Below are 18,001 nucleotides of genomic sequence, written 5' to 3'. Positions count from 1 at the left end.
ATCCCGAAGGACGGGGCCGGGCGGATCTCCCTGGGAAGGGTGGTCACTCGGCGAAGTACACACCCTCGATCTCACCGAACGGGCCGGCGCGCAGAGTCAGTTCCGCCCCCTCCATGGAGGGGGCGGGGAAGACCGCGATGAGCTGGTACTGGTTGTCCGGCTGCATCTCGTGGACCTCCTCGGCGAACCCGGCGTAGCTCTCCTCCATGCCGAAGTTCAGTTGGGTGACGTAACGGACCAGGTCGGTGTCGGGCTCCAGCAGTTGGAAGCCGCCCAGGGCGCCCTGACTGAAGTCGGTCGGCCCGCCGGGGGAGACGGCGTCCTCGCCACCCATGTCGGGCAGGACGGGCTCGTCACCGTTGTTGGTGAGGGTGACCGTGCTGATGACGTAGGCGCCGTCGCGGCGCAGCGGGTGCACGTCCAGTCGGACGTCGTCGTCGGTCACGCTCTCGACGATCTCGGTGGTGTCGTCCTCGACGAAGGCCGCGGGCGGGTGGACGTGGCGTTCGCTGGAGCCGAGCGCCCCCTCCTCCTGTCCACCCTCGCCGCCTTCGCCGTTCTCGTCGTTGGAGCGGTCGACCCGGTAGGAGAACTCGACGCGTCGGTTGCGGGCCTCCGCCTCCTCGGTGTCCGAACCGCCCTCCTGCGCCACGGGCTCGTCGGCTCCGCGACCCTCCACGCTGAAGGACAGGTCATCGACCTCCCCCTCCAGGATCTCGCGTACGGTCTCGGCGCGTTCCACGGACAGGTCCTGGTTGTAGTCGTCGCTCCCGGTGCCGTCGGTGTGCCCGATGACGGTGACCTCGGGGTCGTCGGGATCGATGTTGCTTCGCAGGGTGGCCGCAGCCTCGCGGACGACCTCCTCGGCGTCCGAGGTGAGTTCGGCGGAGTCGAAGTCGAACATGACGTCGGACTTGAGGGCGACGGTCTCGGTGTCGCCGTCTCGGGTGGTGGAGGCGACCTCGGAGTCGACGAAGCTCTCCATCTCCCCCGCGTACTCCTCCCAACCGGGTTCGGGGCGTCGGTTCTCGAACTCGACGGTCTCGCCCGCGTCCGGGCCGTTGGACACGGTCATGTCGGCGCCGTTGGGGTCGGCCGGATCGGGCTGTTCCTCGTCGACGTCGACCACCGGGATACCGGTCATGGCGCCGAGGCCGCTGCCGACGAAGGTGATCTGTTCGACCTCCTCCGGTAGGCGGGGGAAGTAGCTCCGGTACTGGTTGGTGGCGTCCACCCGGACGGGGAAGACACCGTCGTCGGGCGGCACGGAACCGAAGGGATAGCCGTCCTCGTCGGTGAGCTCCCAGAATGCCTGACCGCTGACCGGGTCGATGAGGGTGTTGGGCATGGACAGGCTGCTGTCGATGCCCCGGAAGTGGTCGACGAAGGTGTTGTCGAAGTACATGACGGTGTAGTCGTCGGTGCGTTCCAGGCCGGTGATGGCGAAGCGCAGGGTGGAGTCCTGGCCGGACTCCTGGAAGATCCGGCCCTCACGGGTGTAGGGGAAGTCGGCCTCGACCTCGGGGCGCGGGTCCTCCTCGACCGCTTCTTCCTCGGTCGTGGGCTCCACTTGGTCGGGGTCCTCGCCCTGGATGTCCCGGACGAGACCGCAACTCGACAGGGTGAGGGCGGCGGTGGCCACCAACGCGGTGCCGGCCAGGAGCCTGGCACCAACGGTCCGGGAACCGCGGTCTCGGCCGGTGCCGGCCTTGGCGGGGAGCAGGAGGTGGGGGGTGGGCGGCATGGAGAGTGCCCTTCTGTGTCTCTTTTGGTCAACGCTGATTGAGACTCCACCAACACAGTGTTGGTTCTAGCCGGGTCCCGTTTTCTCGACGGAACGGCACCCGCGCCGAGAGAACGGTTCTCCGTAGGTGTCGATCGGGGAAAGCCGAGGGGAAACCGAATCGTCGGCCCCGCTCACCGACACCCGACCGTGCCCACGGTCGGCCTTCGTGAATCGGTCGACAAAAACGCCGGCCAAAGGTTGGTCAAGTCCACATGACGGGAACACTGGACGGTAGGGTCCGCCCCCACCCCCTTGGGGGACGGGCCCGTCCACGTGTTCGACGGGCGAACGTGAAGGGGCCGGCGCACCCACGGTGCGCCGGCCCCTCGCTCTTCCAGGATCTAGCCCCAGGCCAGGGCGGTCCGCTCCGGGTCCTCCAGTACGGTGCCGATGTCCCGCAGCACCTTGGATCCCAGCTCACCGTCGACCAACCGGTGGTCGAAGGAGAGCGACAGGGTGGTGACCTTACGGATCTTCAGCTCACCCTTGTGCACCCAGGGCATGTCGCGGATCTGGCCGAAGGCGAGGATGGCGGCCTCACCCGGGTTGAGGATCGGTGTCCCCGCGTCCACCCCGAACACACCGACGTTGGTGATGGTGATCGTGCCACCGGACATGTCGGCCGGGCTGGTCTTGCCCGCACGCGCGGTGTCCGTGAGCTCCTTCAAGGACGCCGCCAGTTCCGGAAGGGGCTTGGCGTCGGCGTCCTTGACGTTGGGCACCACCAGCCCGCGCTCGGTGGCGGCCGCGATCCCCAGGTTCACGTAGTTCTTCACCACGATCTCCTGGCTCTCCTCGTCCCAGGACGCGTTGACGTCCGGATGCCGTCGGATGGCCATGAGCAGGGCCTTGGCCACCAACAAGAGCGGCGACACCTTGACGTCGGCGAAGTCCGGACGTTCCCGCAAGCGGGCGACGGCCTTCATCGTCTTGGTGACGTCCACCTGAAGGAACTCGGTGACGTGCGGGGCGGTGAACGCGCTGTTCACCATGGCCGCGGCGGTGTGCTTGCGCACGCCCTTGATCGGCACCCGACGTTCACGCGCGGTGCGGTCCGGCGTGGGCGTGGCCTCCGGCGCCGCGGACACCGCGGCGGCCGGGGCGGCCGGGGCGGCCGGGGCGGCCGGGGCTTCGGGCGTCTCGACGGCGGCGTGCACGTCCTCGCGGGTGACGACGCCGCCCTTGCCGGTGGGCGTCACCGCCGCCAGGTCCACCCCGAGGTCCTTGGCGAGCTTGCGCACCGGCGGTTTGGCCAGCGGGCGGCCCACCGGCCCCGAAGCGGGCGCCGGACCGGCGGGAGCGGCCATCACCCCGGGGGTGCCCGCCGGAGCGGGCTCGCTCAACTTGGGCGGCGGTGCGGACACCGGGGCCGAGGGGGTGGGACGACGACGAGCGCGGCGCTGGGTGGAAGCCGCCCTCTCGCCGTAGCCCACCAGGGGCTTCTCCCGCTCCTCGGTCTCCTCGGCGGCCTCACCATCGGCACCACTGTCGGCGGAACCGGAGGCACGCGTGCCGCCCGTTCCGTCGTCCACGGTGATGATGACCGAACCGACCTCGACCGTCTCACCCTCGGCGGCCATCAACTCCTTGACCGTCCCGGAGAACGGGCAGGGCAGCTCGACGACGGCCTTGGCGGTCTCGATCTCGCAGATCATCTGACCGTCGGTGACCTTGTCGCCCGGTTGGACGTACCAGGTGAGGAGTTCGGCCTCGATCAGGCCCTCACCGACGTCGGGCAGTTTGAACGCGTTCACGCCGTCGACCGCGGGCGTGCTCTTCTGAATCGCCATGTCTTGCGGTTTCCCCGATCTAGTACGCGAACGCCCGGTCGACCCCGTCCAGGACGCGGTCCAGGTCCGGCAGGTAGTGCTCCTCCAGCCTGGACTGCGGATAGGGGGTGTCGAACGCGGCCACGCGGATGACCGGCGATTCGAGGTGGTAGAAACACTCCTCGGTGACGCGCGCGGCGATCTCCGCCCCGGGGCCACCGGTGAGGGTGGCCTCGTGCGCGACCACCAGGCGGCCGGTGCGCTTCACGGACTCGGTGATGGTGGCGTAGTCGACCGGTGCGAGCGAGCGCACGTCGATGACCTCGATCGAGTGGTCGACGTCGGCCTCGGCCGCCTGTAGCGCGGTCTTGACCATCGGTCCGTAGGCGAGCAGCGTGCAGTCGGTACCCGGGCGGGCGATGCGCGCCGCACCCATCGGGGTGACCGCGTCGATCGAGGCTCCGGTGTCGACCTCGGCCTTCTCGTAGTAGCGCCGCTTGGGCTCCAGGAAGATCACCGGGTCGTCGGATCGAACGGCCTGCTGGATCATCCAGTAGGCGTCCTCCGGGTTGGCGACGCTGACCACTCGCAGACCGGCGGTGTGCTGGAAGTACGCCTCGGGCGACTCGCTGTGGTGCTCGACCGCGCCGATGCCGCCGCCGTAGGGGATGCGCATGACGACGGGCATGCTGAGCTTGCCCGCCGAACGGCGACGCATCTTCGCCAACTGGGTGAAGGTCTGGTTCGCGGCGGGGAAGAAGAACCCGTCGAACTGGATCTCCACCACGGGGCGGTAGCCGCGCATCGCCATACCGATGGCGGTGCCGACGATGCCGGACTCGGCCAGCGGGGTGTCGATGACCCGGTCGGCGCCGAAGTCCTTGTGCAGACCGTCGGTGACGCGGAAGACGCCACCCAGGCGACCGACGTCCTCGCCCATGACGAGGACCTTGGGGTCGTGCTCCATCGAGGCGCGCAGCCCCGCGTTGATGGCCTTACCGATCGTGAGGTTGGTTCCCATGGCCTAACGGCCCCCTTCCGCGCCGGCGCCTTCGAACGAGGCCAGGTAGTCGGCGAACTCGGACCGCTGTCGGTCGATGTGGACGTTGGGCTCGGCGTAGACCTCGTCGAAGATCTCCAGCGGCTCGGGGTCGGCCATGGAGCGGCACTGGGTGCGCACCATCTCTCCGACCTTGTCGGCCTCTTCGTCGATCTTCGCGAAGAACGCCTCGTCCGCGAGCTCGTACAGTTCGAGGTGGTTGCGGACCCGCATGATCGGGTCCTTGGCCTTCCACTCGTCGAGCTCGGCCGCGTCCCGGTAACGGGTGGGGTCGTCGTTGGTGGTGTGGGCGCCCATCCGGTAGGTGAACGCCTCGATCAGGGTGGGGCCCTGACCGGTGCGCGCGTTGTCCAGGGCGGCACGGGTCACGGCCAGGCAGGCGAGGACGTCGTTGCCGTCCACGCGCACACCCGGGAAGCCGAAGCCGGCGGCGCGCTTGTAGATCGGTACGCGGGCCTGACGTTCCAGGGGCTCGGAGATGGCCCACTGGTTGTTCTGGCAGAAGAACACGACCGGGGCGTTGTTCACCGAGGCGAAGTTGAACGCCTCGTTGGTGTCGCCCTGGCTGGTGGCCCCGTCGCCGAAGTAGGAGATGACGGCGGTGCCGTCCTCGCCCACGGCGCCGTCGCGCTGGACGCCCATGGCGTAGCCGGTGGCGTGCAGGGCCTGGCTGCCGATGACGATCGTGTACAGGTGCAGGCCGTACTCGTGCGGGTCCCAACCTCCGTTGGTGACCCCGCGGAACATGCCGAGGAGTTCCTTCGGTTCGATGCCGCGGCACCAGGCGACGCCATGCTCGCGGTAGGAGGGGAAGGCCATGTCCTCGGGGCGCAGAGCACGGCCGGAGCCGATCTGCGCGGCCTCCTGGCCCAGGAGCGAGGCCCACAGGCCCAGCTCGCCTTGGCGCTGGAGGGACACGGCCTCACTGTCGACCCGGCGGACCAGGACCAGGTCACGGTACAGGGCGCGGATCTCCTCCGCGCTGATGTCCAGGGGGTAGTCGGGGTGCTCCTTGAGCTCCCCTTCCGGGGTCAGGAGCTGGATGAGCTCCGGTTCCTCGTGCGCGGCGGTTTCCGACACGTCGCTCCTCGGGTTCTCGGGGCCGACTTCGCGTGGGTGAACGCTGGCCGACCGTTTAACGGTCCATGCGCGCTCCCAGGGTGTCGGGAGGGTCATGGACAGTCCTGCCCACATCGTGACAGACCTCACCATGGGGTGCGCAAGCCCCCGGCGACACCTTTTACGCGGCGCGACCCATGTTCCCGGATCCGTGACCAGGCCGATTAGCAGGGGTTCCTAGCATCTACAAGGACTTCCAACAACTTTTCGAGCACGCGACCGCGACGGGCCGGGCACTCGTGGCGAGGCCACCGGAACCCGTTCCTCAGGTCGCCAGGATCTGCGGTGAGAGAGCCTTGAGCATCCCCCGCGCCCAGCGCATCTGACGCACCGAGCGAGGCCGGCACCGCTCGGCGACCGAGAGCAGGTCGGGGTCCGCGACGGCCTGGGCGCCCTGTCCGAGCAGGTCCCAGTCCAGCGCCACCCCGCCGCTCATCCGGTACAGCCGTCTCAGGTCGGCCAAGAGCGCCATCTCCTTGTCGGAGCCCTCCCCGGGCAGCTCGGGCCGCCCCTCCTCCGAGGGTTCGGGGCTTTCCAGGGCGGCGGGGTCCACACGGTAACGGGGCGCCACCTCGGCGATCACGCGCACGTGGTCACGGGACCACGCCGCCAGGTCCTCGGCCACGTGATGGACCTCCTGTTCCTTCGGATACCGCTCGGACACCCGTGACAACTCGGTGGCCAGGGCGCTCTCCGAGCGGTGAAGCTCCCGCAGGGCGGCTCCGATCCTCATCGTGTCCTCCCCTCGGTGGCTTCCGCCGTCGGCTCCTCCACGGTGTCCGGCTCGCCCCGAGTGGCCGGCACCCGCGCGTCGACCGGCGCGGACGCCGTCGTGGTGGGCGCCGGAGACGGTCGCCCATCGCCCCGACCCAGCGGCCTCAGGCTCGCGGCGGCGGTCTTGAACAGGGGCTGCTTGGACACCGGATCCCAGTCGTTGACGGTCATCTCGTTGGCGGCCCGGTCCCGGTCGTCACCGTCCTCGGAGGCGTCGGTGTCCCAGTAGCCGTAGTGGAAGGGGACGAACAGCACCCCGGGACGGATTCCGCTGACCCTGGCGCGGGCGTGGATTCGGCCACGCGGCGAACGGACCTCGACGTGGTCGCCCTCGTCGATCCCCACTTCCCGCGCGTCGGCGGAGGCGATCTCCACCCACACCTCTGGGGCCGCCCGTTGGAGCTCGGGCGCGCGCCCCGTCTTGGTGCGCGTGTGGAAGTGGTAGATCGTGCGGCCGGTGATCAGCGTGAAGGGGTACTCCTCGCCGGGTTCCTCGTGCGGGGGCACGTACTCCACGGCCTTGATCATCGCCAGGCCCTCGGGATTGGTCGAGCGGTACTCCCCCTCCTCCGAGGGCGCCCCCGTGACGAGGTCCTTGCCGAAGCTCTCGCACTCCTCGGGGCTCGCCCAGAACCGGCCGTCCGCGTAGAGCCGCTCGGTGCCCCGCGGATGTTCCTCGTTACAGGGCCACTGGACACCGCCGGTGCGGCGCAGGTGGTCGTAGGTGATCCCGGAGTAGTCGCAGGGGCGGCCCGCGCTCGCCCGCTTCCACGCCTCGAAGGCGGACTCGGGGTCATGCCACTGTGGGAAGGGATGCCCGTCGTTGTCGCGGAAGTCCATGCGTCGCGCGTAGTCGAGGAAGACGTTCAGGTCCGGCCGTGCCTCGCCCGGTGGTTCCACGGCCTTCTCCGACAGGTGCACGGTGCGGTCGCTGTTGGTGAACGTCCCCGTCTTCTCTCCCCAGGTCGCGGCGGGGAGCACCACGTCGGCGAGCTCGGCCGTCTCGGTCATGAAGAGGTCCTGAACCACCAGGAACAGGCCCTTACTCGCGAGCAGTCCCCGAATCCGGCCCAGTTCGGGCAGGGACACCGCCGGATTGGTCGCGCTGACCCACAGGAAGCGGATGGAACCCTTCTCCGCGTAGCGCATGATCTGCATGGCGTGCGTGGGCGGGGCGTAGTGCGGGATCCGGATCGGGTCCAGGTTCCAGACCTTGGCCAGGTCGGTGATGTGCCGGTCGTTGTTCCAGTTGCGAAAGCCCGTGAGGTCGCCGTCGGCGCCGCACTCGCGGGTGTTCTCGGCGGTCGGTTGGCCGTTCATCTGGAGCACGCCCGCGCCGGGTCGGCCCAGCATGCCCCGCAGCAGGTGCACGTTGTTGACCTGCACGGACGCCGCCGTGGCCTGGTTCGACTGGTAGAAGCCCTGGAGCACGGTGGAGAGCAGGCGTTCGGCCCCGCCCAACAACGCGGCGGCCTCGCGGATGTGGTCGGCGGGCACCTCGCAGATCCGCGCGGCGCGCTCGGGCGGGTAGGCCTCCGTCGTCTCCAGCAGGGCCTCGTAGCCGACGGTGTGCGCCTCGACGTAGGCGTGGTCGACCCGGTCGGTACGGATGAGTTCGTGCAGGATCGCGTTCATCAGGGCGACGTTGGTGCCCGGGCGCGGCGCCAGGTGCAGTGTCGCCTCCCGGGCCACCGGTGTGGGCCGGGGGTCGACGCAGAGCAGCAGGGGCGGGTTCGGTCCGGCCAGGCGGTCCAGGATCCGGGACCACAGCACCGCCTGGGTCTCGGCCATGTTGTGGCCGTACAGGGCGATGACGTCGGCGTGGTCGATGTCGCCGTAGGAGCCGGGTTGGCCGTCACAGCCGAACGACTCCTTCAGCGCGGCGGCGGCCGTGGCCGTGCACAGGCGGGTGTTGCCGTCCATGTGGTTGGTGCCGATGGCACCGTGGCCGATGGCCGCGAGCGTGTAGTACTCCTCCAGGAACAGTTGTCCACTGGTGTAGAACCCCAGGGCACTGGCGCCCTGCTCGTCGAGCAGCTCCCCGCTGCGCCGGACCACCAGGTCCATCGCGGTGTCCCAGTCGGTCTCGACCAGTTCGCCGTCGCGGCGTACGAGGGGTCGCGTCAGTCGGTCGGGTGAGTGGCCGGACCGCCAGCCGTAGAGGTCCTTGGGGTCCAGGCGCCCACGGTTGACCCGGTCCTCACCGTGCCCGCGCACCCCCACCATCCGGCCGTCCTTGACCGCGATGTCCATCGCGTCGCCGTTGGAGTGCAGGATCGACGCGGTTCGCACCCAGCGGTCCACGTCATCGGGATCCACCCCCTCGGCGAGGTGCCGGTCGACCCGCACGGGCCACTGCTCTCCCTGGCCGTAGGGGGTCCGTGTGCCCCACGGTTCGGCGATCGGGTCCCTGGACGGCACGGGTGACCACCCCTTCTCGTCGAGACGCGGTTCGGGTCGGCCCGAACCGGTGCCATCCCGGCTACCCGGTCGCCCACCCGCCCACACCCGGCCGTCCCCGGGTCCGGCCAAGGGAGCGCGGGGTGAATCGGCCGGGTTCCAGGTGAGGATGACGCGTGCCCGACCCACCCAAGCCGCTCACGTGTGATGGCGGTCGTCCGGACCTTCGCCCGGCGTGGCCGAACTCAGGTGTGCGTAGGGGTTGGAAGACTCCCGGCGTCAAGGCGCCTTCACCTCGGCCGGCGACGGACGACCTGGCGACCTCTCATCCCCGTCATCAGCGGAAACCGGGAAACGGCCTCATGGGGGTCGCGCATGAAGGTTCTCGGGGGCACTGGATCTTTACCGAGAAGGGGCAGGTCACAGGTTGATAGGCAAGTACTTACTTGCCTATAGTGGCCGCATGGCCGATGACATCTTCAAGGCCTTGGCCGACCCCACCCGGCGGACGATCCTCGACGAGCTCACCGAAAGGTCCGGACAGACCCTGTTCGAGCTCTGCGGACGACTGCTCATGAAGCACGAGCTCGGCATGTCCCGACAGGCCGTCTCCCAGCACCTGGCGGTACTGGAAGGCGCGGGACTCGTCAGGAGTCGCCGGGAGGGGCGTTACAAGTTCCACGACATCGATCCGGAGCCACTGCGACACATCACCGAACGGTGGCTCCGACCCGACACGAAGGACGGCACACCATGAGGATCCACCTGAACAGCGTCTTCGTCGACAGTCAGGTCAAGGCCCTGGACTTCTACACGAACGTGCTCGGATTCGTGAAGAAGCACGACATCCCGCTGGGCGAACCCGTGGACGAGCACCGGTGGCTGACCGTGGTCTCTCCGGAGGACCCCGAGGGCACCGAACTGGTCCTCGAACCCTCCGGACACCCCGCGGTGGGCCCCTACAAGGAGGCCCTGGTCCAGGACGGCATCCCCGCCACAGCCTTCGCGGTCGACGACGTCCGTGCCGAGTACGAACGTCTGCGGAAACTGGGTGTGCGCTTCACCCAGGAACCCCTGGAGATGGGCCCGGTCACCACCGCGGTCCTGGACGACACGTGCGGCAACCTCATTCAGATCCAACAGCTCCGGTGACTCCCACCGCGGAGACCGGTGAATGACGGATGTCATGTGCCGGTCTCCGCGGATCGCAGTCGGAACCGGTGATTCCGGGGACTGCCGAGTGAGCACCCCGCGGACTTAGGTTCAAGACATGAACCGCGACGACGAACAGCCCGGATCCACCCCACCGGCACCCCACACGCCTCCCCCGCACACGGACGCCCCCACCGCCGGGGGCGTGTCCGCACCACCCGCCCCGCAGGCACCGACCAAGCGGCGGCGCGGTCCGCGGCCGGTCCCGCCGGGAGTCCCCTACCACCGGGTCCTCACCCGCGAGAAGCGCGGGATCTGGCGGGGCATCGCCGCGCTCACGCTGCTCATGGGCGGCCTGCTCGTCTTCGCCTTCGCGTTCATGTTCCTCGGAGTCGCGATCGACATGGCGCTCGGCCGCGACAGCATCCTGACCGGAGGCACCGACTTCACCCCCGCGACCCACGCCACGAGCATGCTCGGGCTGGCCGTCCTCCTGCCGTGGAGCATGTTGATCCAGCGTTGGCTCTACGGGGTGAAGGGCGCGTCACTGCACTCGATCCTGTCGCGGTTCCGCCCCGACGTGTTCGGCCGTTCCCTGCTGGTGATCCTGCCGATCTGGACGGTCTACCTGACCGCCTTCTCCGTGTTCACGCCCTACCCGACGACCTCGTGGACGACCGTCGACCTGGTCGTCATGCTCGGCCTCGTCGTTCTGCTCACCCCATTGCAGTCGGCGGGTGAGGAGTACGGCTTCCGTGGACTGGCCTTCCGGGTCGCCGCGAGCTGGGGGCGCGGCCCGCGTACGGCGCTGCTGCTCGGCGTGGTGGTCTCCAGCCTGCTGTTCATGGTGGCGCACTTCGCGTTCGACCCGTGGCTGAACCTCTACTACCTCACGTTCGGCGCCACCCTCGCCCTGATCACCTGGCGTACGGGTGGGTTGGAGCTCGCGGTGGTCATCCACGCGGTCAACAACACGCTCGCCTTCCTGCTCACCCTCGTCACGCACACCGACTTCACCGAGGGCATGGACCGGTCGGTGGGCACCGGATCCCCGGTCATGCTCGTGCCTTGTGTGCTGCTCGCCGTGATCACGGCCGTGGTGTGGACGCGGTCGCGACGGACCGGGCCACCGCTCACATCCGCTGTCGCGGCGCAGCCGGAATCGGCCACCACGGTGGAGAACCGGGGCTGAGACCAGGGTCGAGGGGCGTCCCGAACCCGGCCGGGGGGTTCGGGCGACGCCGTTTCCGGTTCCCGGGCAGGGGTTCGGAACCGATGCCGACCGCGAGTCACCATCGGTGTGGTCTCCGTGATAAATCGGTGGGGAGCTTCGGCGGATTCGTCCGGAACGCGGTTTCACGAGTGCGCGAAAACGCTCGTTTCCGGGGTTTCGGGAAGAGCGGTCGAGAAGAACGGCCGGGAAGAGCGATGATGCGACCTGAGCCACTTCCTCGGGCGTCTTACCTCGCGTTACTTCGAGTTACTCCAGGTGCGTACGGGGCCACCCGGTCGGAGTGAACTCCATCGTCCCCACACCACCGCCGACACGGGGCGGGGACGCTCTGGCCCGTGGGAATTGCGGGCCGCGCACGGCCCCGTTCAGGGGCCTTCCCATCACCGTTATTCGGTGGCCGCGCGAGCCTTGGGCGTGGGCGCCTTCATGCCGCGCTCACGGCCGTAGTCGGCGAGCATCTCGCGGAGTTGGCGACGTGCGCGGTGCAGTCGCGACATCACCGTGCCCAGGGGTGTTCCCATGCGCGCGGCGACCTCCTTGTAGGCGTAGCCCTCGATGTCCACGAGGTAGATGACCTCCTGGAACTCCTCCGGGAGTCGAGCCAGCGCCTGCTTGATGTCGGAGTCCGGCAGACGGTCGAGGACCTCGGTCTCGGCCGACCGCATGCCCGACGAGGTGTGGGCCTCGGCGGCGGCGAGCTGCCAGTCCTTGATCTCGTCGGTGGTCTCCTGGCGGGGCTCCCGCTGCTTCTTGCGATAGCCGTTGATGAAGGTGTTGGTAAGAATTCGGTAAAGCCAGGCCCTCAGGTTGGTACCGGCCCGGAACTGGTGGAAATTGGCGAAGGCCTTGGCGAACGTTTCTTGAACGAGGTCTTCGGCGTCGGCCGGATTGCGCGTCATGCGCAGGGCCGTCGGGTACAGCTGGTCTGCGAACGGTGTGACCGCGGCGGCGAAGTCGAGAGTCTCTTCCTTGCCCTCACCGTTCGTGGAGACGTGTTCTTTTTCGAGAGTCGTCAAGATTCCCCCTCGGGACGACCGGAACGATCACTTCCACTCTGTTAGACGCAGCATCACCTTCCCAATGATGACATCAATCCACGTGATACGGGTCACGAACCCACCGAATCCGTATCCGGTACCGGTAAGCATGCGGTAAACAGCCGGCGTGGCGCCTGGCCGAGGCCGGTGTTCACCACCGGGTGTCATACGCTGGCGTCGCCACCAGGTGCGTCCCGCGCCCTTCGCACGGTGGACCGATGGCATACCCCTTTTTCCAGTTTTCCTGTGGAGGACCTGTGGCCCGCGTCGTGGTTGACGTCATGCTCAAGCCCGAGATCCTGGACCCCCAGGGTCAGGCGATCGCCGGGGCCTGCTCCCGCCTCGGTTTCGAGGGGATCGACCAGGTCCGCCAGGGCAAGCGCTTCGAGGTCGAGGTCGAGGGCGAGGTGGACGAGGCCAAGCTCGCCGACGTCCGTCGCCTGGCCGAGACCCTGCTCGCCAACACCGTCATCGAGGACTTCGAGGTCCGTCCCGCCTGACCCTCCCCGCACACTCCGCGCCGCATACCCCGAACCCACGCGCCGGAAGTGTCCGACTTGTTCAGCCGTGCCCCCCCGAGGGCGCGGCTGTTCGTTTTACCCGGAGCGACCTCGGGAAGGGTTCCTGACGCCGGGTAGCCAACGACACGGAGCACGAGGGGTTCACGGATGGACACCGTATTCTCGATCTCCCTCCCACGAAGGACGTACACCGTCGCCATAGTCCGCGACATGCTCGGCGCACTTCTCAGCAGGTCGGGACTGTGCCAGGAATGCGTCGACGACATCTTGCTGTCCGTCTCGGAGGCCTGTGCCAACGCCATCGAGCACGGCGGGCCGAACGCCGGTTACGAGGTGGAGACCGAGTTCGCCCCCGGCTGGTACGAGATGCGGGTCTCCCATAGCGGCAGGGCGCCGGACATGGCGGCGCTCGCCGACAGGTTCACCTCACCGCACACGCCCCTCCCGGGTCTGGAAACGGAATCGGGCAGGGGCATCTCGTTGATGCGGTACCTCATGGACGAGGTCGACTTCCGTGGGGAGCCCCGTACCACCGTCATCCTGCGCAAACGGGCCACGTCGTGCGACCCGGAGCACACGGGAGAGAACCCACACGCCCGCTTCGCCCTGCTCTAACAGCCGGGCCCTCCCCTGGTGATCTTGCTACCAGGGGCGAGAAAGAGGCCTTTTTCGCTTCTGGTAGCAAGATCACGACGGAAAAGGCGAGACGTGACGCACGCCACGAGAACTGTCCGGTCGCACACCCGCGCCCCCTCCAGACGGGGTTTCCTTCGGAGGATCACACAGGTCGGACCTTCCCTAACGGGGTGACCGTCGTACCCGAGCACAGGTGAGCGGGTACGCTGCGGGGGTAGCGGACCCACCGTCCTCGTGGCGGGGTCGGGCACCGAACTTCTCCCCGTCGAACCACGATCTCGGAGTGTGCTCATGACAGCCCGTGTGGGCGTCGTCACCTTCCCCGGCTCCCTTGACGACAAGGACGCCGCTCGCGCCGTGTCCCTGGCCGGCGCCGAACCCGTCCCGCTGTGGCACGCCGACGCCGACCTCAAAGGTGTCGACGCCGTCGTCCTGCCCGGCGGCTTCTCCTATGGCGACTACCTGCGCTGCGGCGCCATCGCCCGGTTCGCCCCGCTGATGTCCGAACTGGTCCCGGCGGCGCGTTCGGGCGCCCTTCCGGTCCTGGGCATCTGCAACGGCTTCCAGATCCTGTGCGAGAGCCACCTGCTGCCCGGCGCGCTCACCCGCAACTCCTCGCTGCGGTTCGTCAACCGCGACCAGGTCCTGCGGATGGAGAACACGAGCACCGCCTGGACCAACGCTTACGACGAGAGCCAGGAGATCCTCGTCGTCCTCAAGAGCGGTGAGGGCAGCTACGTCGCCGACGAGGCCACCCTCGACCGGTTGGAGGCCGAGGGCCGGGTCATCGCCCGTTACGTGGACGCCAACCCCAACGGTTCGCGCCGCGACATCGCCGGCGTCACCAACGAGCACGGCAACGTCGTCGGCCTCATGCCGCACCCCGAACACGCCGTGGAGGCCCTCACCGGCCCCTCCACCGAGGGTTTGGGCTTCTTCACCTCGATCCTGAGCCACCTGGCGTCCGGAACCCCGGCTCAGGTCTGACCGACCCGGGCCGGTCCACCGGCCCCATGCACCCGACAGGGGGACGATCCTCGCGATGATGGCGCTGCTGCGCTCCCGGAAGACCATGTTCGTACTGGTGGGGCTGGTCGTGGTCGGCCTGGTGATCTCCGGGGCCATCGGCCTGTTCCAGTCGTTCAACGCCGCCCCCGTGGCCCAAGGACAACAGGGCCAGGAAGAACAGGGGCAACAAGGGACGCCGGACGGGCAACAGCAGGAGCCACCGCCCGACGTCGACGCCCTGGGCAGCCCACCCTCCGGGTTCACCTACGTGGACCAGGACGAGGCCCACTGCAACGGGAGCATCTGCTTCCGGCTGATCCTCGTCGCCGGTGAGGACGGTGAGGAACTCGACATGGACACCGACGAGGCGATCGGAACGGTGTACGAGCACCTGCTCGCCAACGGTTGGAACCAGGAGCTGCCGCCCGAGGCCGACTCCCCCGACGACATCGAGCTCACCGAATCCGTCCTCACCGACGGCGACGTCCTGGTGGCCGACTCCTCCTCGCCGGGTGATTCCATCCCGGTCATCATGCTGGGCAACGCGGGCATGCCCGCCTACTGATCCGGTGCCGGGCGGCGGACACTGCCAAGGCTCGGCCTGAACCACCCGCGCAACTTCGCGAGACCCGAACGGAACAACCGCATGTCTGAAGTACCCGGCCTCGACACCGTCATCGCGGCGAACGACACCCCGGACACCCCTCAGCCGTACGCCGAACTGGGTATGGCCAAGGACGAATACGAGCGGGTCCGCGAGATCCTGGGCCGCCGACCCACCGCCTCCGAGCTGGCGATCTACTCGGTGATGTGGAGCGAGCACTGCTCCTACAAGTCCTCCAAGGTGCACCTGAGCCAGTTCGGGGAGAAGGCTCCCGACAACGACGCCCTGCTCGTGGGCATGGGCGAGAACGCGGGTGTGGTGGACGTCGGTGACGGACGAGCCGTCACCTTCAAGATCGAGTCGCACAACAGCCCGTCCTTCGTCGAGCCCCATCAAGGCGCGGCCACCGGCGTGGGCGGCATCGTCCGCGACATCCTCACCATGGGCGCCCGTCCCGTCGCCGTGATGGACGCGCTGCGTTTCGGGCCGCTCGACGCGGACGACACCAAGCGGGTGCTTCCCGGGGTGGTCTCCGGCATCTCCTTCTACGGCAACTGCCTGGGTCTGCCCAACATCGGCGGCGAGATCGGCTTCGGAGCCGGTTACCTCGGGAACCCGCTGGTCAACGCCCTGTGCGTGGGTGTGATGCGGCACGAGGACATCAAGCTGGCGCAGGCTCCGGGCCCGGGCAACAAGGTGGTGCTGTTCGGTTCCAGCACCGGCCCGGACGGCATCGGCGGCGCCTCCGTACTGGCCAGCGCCAACTTCGACGAGGAGTCGCACACCAAGCGGCCCAGCGTCCAGGTCGGTGACCCGTTCATGGAGAAGCTGCTCATCGAGTGCAGCCTGGAGCTGTACGCCAAGGACATGGTGGTCGGCATCCAGGACCTCGGCGCGGCCGGGATCTCCTGCGCCACCACCGAACTGGCGGCGGGTGGCACCGGTGGCATGAACGTCCAACTCGACAAGGTCCCGCTGCGCGACCACCGACTCACCCCTGAGGAGATCCTCATGAGCGAGTCGCAGGAACGCATGATGGCGATCGTCGAGCCGGCCAAGATGGCCGACTTCCTCGCGATCTGCGACAAGTGGGGCGTCCTCGCCGACGAGATCGGCGAGGTCACCGACGTGACGCCCGAGGAGGCCGAGCGCGGCGGCCGTCTGCTGATGACCTGGCACGGCGAGACCATCGTGGACATGCCGCCCCGGACCGCCTCCGACGAGGGCCCCGTCTACCAGCGCCCGTACGCGCGCCCGGAGTCCCAGGACGCGCTACAGGCCGACGACGCCGCGAAGCTGCCGCGCCCGCAGGGTGACCCGGAGCTGCGCGAACAGCTCCTTCGGGTGCTGGGAGCCCCCGGCGTGGGCGATCCCACCTGGATCACCCAGCAGTACGACAGCTATGTGCGCGGTGACACGGTGGTGTCGACCCCGCACGACTCCGGGATGATCCGGATCTCCGACGACTCCGACCGCGGGGTGGCCCTGGCCACCGACGGCCACGGCCGGTTCACCCGGCTGGACCCGTACGCGGGCACCCGACTGGCCTACGCCGAGGCGTACCGCAACGTCGCCGTCACCGGCGCGCGGCCGCTCGCGGTCACCAACTGCCTCAACTTCGGTTCACCCGAGGACCCCGGCGTGATGTGGCAGTTCGCCGAGACCACCCGCGGCCTGGCCGACGCCTGCCAACAGCTCGGCACCCCGGTGACCGGCGGCAACGTCAGCTTCTACAACCAGACCGGTGAGGTGCCGATCAACCCGACCCCGGTCATCGGTGTGCTCGGCGTGATCGACGACGTGAACCGTCGCCTGCGCTCGGGCTTCGACTCCGAGGGCTCGCGGGTGTTCCTACTGGGCGAGACCCGTCCCGAGTTCAGCGGTTCGGCCTGGGCCGACGTGATCCACGAACACCTGGGCGGCCTGCCCCCGAAGGTGGACCTGGCAGCCGAGGCCGCCCTGGGCGAGGTCCTGGCCACCGCGGCCGAGCGTGGTCTGGCGGCGGCCGCGCACGACCTGTCCGACGGCGGCCTGGGCGTCGCGCTGGCCGAGTCGGCGCTGCGCGGCGGCAAGGGCCTGCGCGTGGAACTGGACGGCGACGCCTTCACGGAGCTGTTCAGCGAGTCGGGCGCCCGCGCGATCGTCGCGGTCGAGCCCGGCCAAGAGGAGGAGTTCGTGGCCCTGGCCGGCGAACACGGCGTCCCGGTCACCCAGATCGGCACGGTCGGCGGTGACAGCCTCACGGTGACGCACCCGGGAGGCGTCGTCGAGATCGCCCTGACGGACCTGCGCACCTCCTACGAAGCGGCCATTCCCGCCGTGATGAACGGCGTTTAGCACTTCGACGTGATCGAGGGGGCGTCCCGGCCGGGGCGCCCCCTTTTTTGTTCGAAGAGCATCCCCACAAGATCATTTTCGAGTACGTATGGACCATTTGTTACTCTTCCGAAGTCGCCCTTATCGCGAACATCAAAACCTCGGGCCAACCCTGATCGGCCCTTCCCGAACGCAGGCCTGAACACCTGCAAGAACCCCCTGATAAGGACGAGATCCCATGGGAAACGGAACCGGAGCCAACACCGGAGAAGCACACTCCGGCGGCGTCCAGGCCGAGCTCGCCGCCCAGCGCATTCTCGGAACATCCGTCGACTTCGAAGACGCCATTAGCGCTGCTGGAAAAGCTGCCGGGAACGTTCCGGGCGTCACCGGTTGGAGCGGGTACTCCGGCGAGCACGCCGACAGCATCCGAGACGTCGAGGATCAATGTGTCGCGATCGCCGGCAACACACAGTCGGGCGCTGAGGAGATCTCTCACACCGACCAGGAGTCCGGAGGAGACTTCTCGGCGAGTGGAGGCGACCTCTCCCGTCCCATCAACGTCGAACTTTACTGAGTCTTCTG

Annotated in this window: 16 protein-coding genes; 9 read left to right on the top strand and 7 right to left on the bottom strand. The window is 68.5% G+C overall.

Going from position 1 to position 18,001, the window contains the following annotated elements; translation table 11 throughout:
- Positions 1-43: 43 nt before the first annotated feature.
- From ACWGSK_RS06675 to ACWGSK_RS06650, 6 genes are all read right to left on the bottom strand, one after another.
- Entirely contained in the window at positions 44-1,744 is a 1,701-nt protein-coding gene (locus ACWGSK_RS06675; RefSeq protein ID WP_358503954.1) for an OmpA family protein, read from the bottom strand.
- 383 nt (positions 1,745-2,127) lie between these two features.
- Complete coding sequence (locus ACWGSK_RS06670; RefSeq protein WP_452455381.1) at positions 2,128-3,576, bottom strand: dihydrolipoamide acetyltransferase family protein; 1,449 nt, start codon at positions 3,574-3,576, stop codon at positions 2,128-2,130.
- A gap of 19 nt (positions 3,577-3,595) precedes the next feature.
- A complete protein-coding gene (locus ACWGSK_RS06665) occupies positions 3,596-4,576 on the bottom strand; it encodes an alpha-ketoacid dehydrogenase subunit beta (RefSeq protein WP_358503960.1) in 981 nt (326 codons plus the stop codon).
- Between the two features lie 3 nt (positions 4,577-4,579).
- Positions 4,580-5,695, bottom strand: a complete 1,116-nt coding sequence (gene pdhA, locus ACWGSK_RS06660; protein WP_358503963.1) for a pyruvate dehydrogenase (acetyl-transferring) E1 component subunit alpha — start codon at positions 5,693-5,695, stop codon at positions 4,580-4,582.
- A 304-nt stretch (positions 5,696-5,999) separates the two neighbouring features.
- Positions 6,000-6,467, bottom strand: coding sequence for a hypothetical protein (locus ACWGSK_RS06655; protein ID WP_358503966.1), 468 nt, complete (start codon positions 6,465-6,467; stop codon positions 6,000-6,002).
- A complete protein-coding gene (locus ACWGSK_RS06650; RefSeq protein WP_358503969.1) occupies positions 6,464-8,929 on the bottom strand; it encodes a molybdopterin oxidoreductase family protein in 2,466 nt (821 codons plus the stop codon). The genes ACWGSK_RS06655 and ACWGSK_RS06650 overlap by 4 nt, the downstream gene beginning before the upstream one ends.
- A gap of 442 nt (positions 8,930-9,371) precedes the next feature.
- Here ACWGSK_RS06650 and ACWGSK_RS06645 point away from each other — a divergent pair, with 442 nt between their 5' ends.
- The 3 genes from ACWGSK_RS06645 (at position 9,372) to ACWGSK_RS06635 (ending at position 11,252) form a co-directional block, all read left to right on the top strand.
- Entirely contained in the window at positions 9,372-9,665 is a 294-nt protein-coding gene (locus tag ACWGSK_RS06645) for an ArsR/SmtB family transcription factor (RefSeq protein ID WP_452455380.1), read from the top strand.
- Positions 9,662-10,060: a VOC family protein gene (locus ACWGSK_RS06640; RefSeq protein WP_452455379.1), complete on the top strand. Its 399-nt coding sequence runs from the start codon at positions 9,662-9,664 to the stop codon at positions 10,058-10,060. The genes ACWGSK_RS06645 and ACWGSK_RS06640 overlap by 4 nt, the downstream gene beginning before the upstream one ends.
- 118 nt (positions 10,061-10,178) lie before the next feature.
- Positions 10,179-11,252 (top strand): CPBP family intramembrane glutamic endopeptidase, encoded by a 1,074-nt coding sequence (locus ACWGSK_RS06635; protein WP_358503978.1) that lies wholly within the window; start codon positions 10,179-10,181, stop codon positions 11,250-11,252.
- Between the two features lie 428 nt (positions 11,253-11,680).
- Here the strand turns inward: ACWGSK_RS06635 and ACWGSK_RS06630 are convergent, their stop codons facing one another.
- Entirely contained in the window at positions 11,681-12,310 is a 630-nt protein-coding gene (locus tag ACWGSK_RS06630) for a sigma-70 family RNA polymerase sigma factor (protein WP_358503981.1), read from the bottom strand.
- Positions 12,311-12,588: 278 nt separating this feature from the next.
- On the opposite strand from ACWGSK_RS06630, the gene purS reads away from it, so the two are divergent.
- The 6 genes from purS to ACWGSK_RS06600 all read left to right on the top strand — a co-directional run bounded on the left by purS (position 12,589) and on the right by ACWGSK_RS06600 (position 17,993).
- A complete protein-coding gene (gene purS, locus ACWGSK_RS06625) occupies positions 12,589-12,831 on the top strand; it encodes a phosphoribosylformylglycinamidine synthase subunit PurS (protein WP_067602247.1) in 243 nt (80 codons plus the stop codon).
- Positions 12,832-12,999: 168 nt separating this feature from the next.
- On the top strand, positions 13,000-13,467 hold the full coding sequence (locus tag ACWGSK_RS06620) for an ATP-binding protein (protein ID WP_358503985.1): 468 nt from the start codon (positions 13,000-13,002) through the stop codon (positions 13,465-13,467).
- A 312-nt stretch (positions 13,468-13,779) separates the two neighbouring features.
- Positions 13,780-14,475 (top strand): phosphoribosylformylglycinamidine synthase subunit PurQ, encoded by a 696-nt coding sequence (gene purQ, locus ACWGSK_RS06615; RefSeq protein ID WP_358503988.1) that lies wholly within the window; start codon positions 13,780-13,782, stop codon positions 14,473-14,475.
- Between the two features lie 55 nt (positions 14,476-14,530).
- A complete protein-coding gene (locus ACWGSK_RS06610; protein ID WP_452455378.1) occupies positions 14,531-15,061 on the top strand; it encodes a hypothetical protein in 531 nt (176 codons plus the stop codon).
- An 81-nt stretch (positions 15,062-15,142) separates the two neighbouring features.
- A complete protein-coding gene (gene purL, locus ACWGSK_RS06605) occupies positions 15,143-17,437 on the top strand; it encodes a phosphoribosylformylglycinamidine synthase subunit PurL (RefSeq protein ID WP_452455377.1) in 2,295 nt (764 codons plus the stop codon).
- 217 nt (positions 17,438-17,654) lie between these two features.
- Positions 17,655-17,993, top strand: a complete 339-nt coding sequence (locus ACWGSK_RS06600) for a hypothetical protein (protein ID WP_452455376.1) — start codon at positions 17,655-17,657, stop codon at positions 17,991-17,993.
- Positions 17,994-18,001 lie beyond the last annotated feature (8 nt).

This window comes from Nocardiopsis sp. NPDC055551, from assembly GCF_053619415.1.
This window is presented reverse-complemented; position numbering and strand designations above follow the sequence as displayed.

Excerpts from the sequence above, each read along its gene's own strand:
- ACWGSK_RS06600 (WP_452455376.1), top strand. The coding sequence starts at position 17,655 with ATGGGAAACGGAACCGGAGCCAACACCGGAGAAGCACACTCCGGCGGC.
- ACWGSK_RS06640 (WP_452455379.1), top strand. The coding sequence starts at position 9,662 with ATGAGGATCCACCTGAACAGCGTCTTCGTCGACAGTCAGGTCAAGGCC.
- ACWGSK_RS06665 (WP_358503960.1), bottom strand. The coding sequence starts at position 4,576 with ATGGGAACCAACCTCACGATCGGTAAGGCCATCAACGCGGGGCTGCGC.
- ACWGSK_RS06655 (WP_358503966.1), bottom strand. The coding sequence starts at position 6,467 with ATGAGGATCGGAGCCGCCCTGCGGGAGCTTCACCGCTCGGAGAGCGCC.
- ACWGSK_RS06645 (WP_452455380.1), top strand. The coding sequence starts at position 9,372 with ATGGCCGATGACATCTTCAAGGCCTTGGCCGACCCCACCCGGCGGACG.
- ACWGSK_RS06610 (WP_452455378.1), top strand. The coding sequence starts at position 14,531 with ATGATGGCGCTGCTGCGCTCCCGGAAGACCATGTTCGTACTGGTGGGG.
- purL (WP_452455377.1), top strand. The coding sequence starts at position 15,143 with ATGTCTGAAGTACCCGGCCTCGACACCGTCATCGCGGCGAACGACACC.
- ACWGSK_RS06620 (WP_358503985.1), top strand. The coding sequence starts at position 13,000 with ATGGACACCGTATTCTCGATCTCCCTCCCACGAAGGACGTACACCGTC.
- purQ (WP_358503988.1), top strand. The coding sequence starts at position 13,780 with ATGACAGCCCGTGTGGGCGTCGTCACCTTCCCCGGCTCCCTTGACGAC.
- ACWGSK_RS06635 (WP_358503978.1), top strand. The coding sequence starts at position 10,179 with ATGAACCGCGACGACGAACAGCCCGGATCCACCCCACCGGCACCCCAC.
- ACWGSK_RS06675 (WP_358503954.1), bottom strand. The coding sequence starts at position 1,744 with ATGCCGCCCACCCCCCACCTCCTGCTCCCCGCCAAGGCCGGCACCGGC.
- ACWGSK_RS06670 (WP_452455381.1), bottom strand. The coding sequence starts at position 3,576 with ATGGCGATTCAGAAGAGCACGCCCGCGGTCGACGGCGTGAACGCGTTC.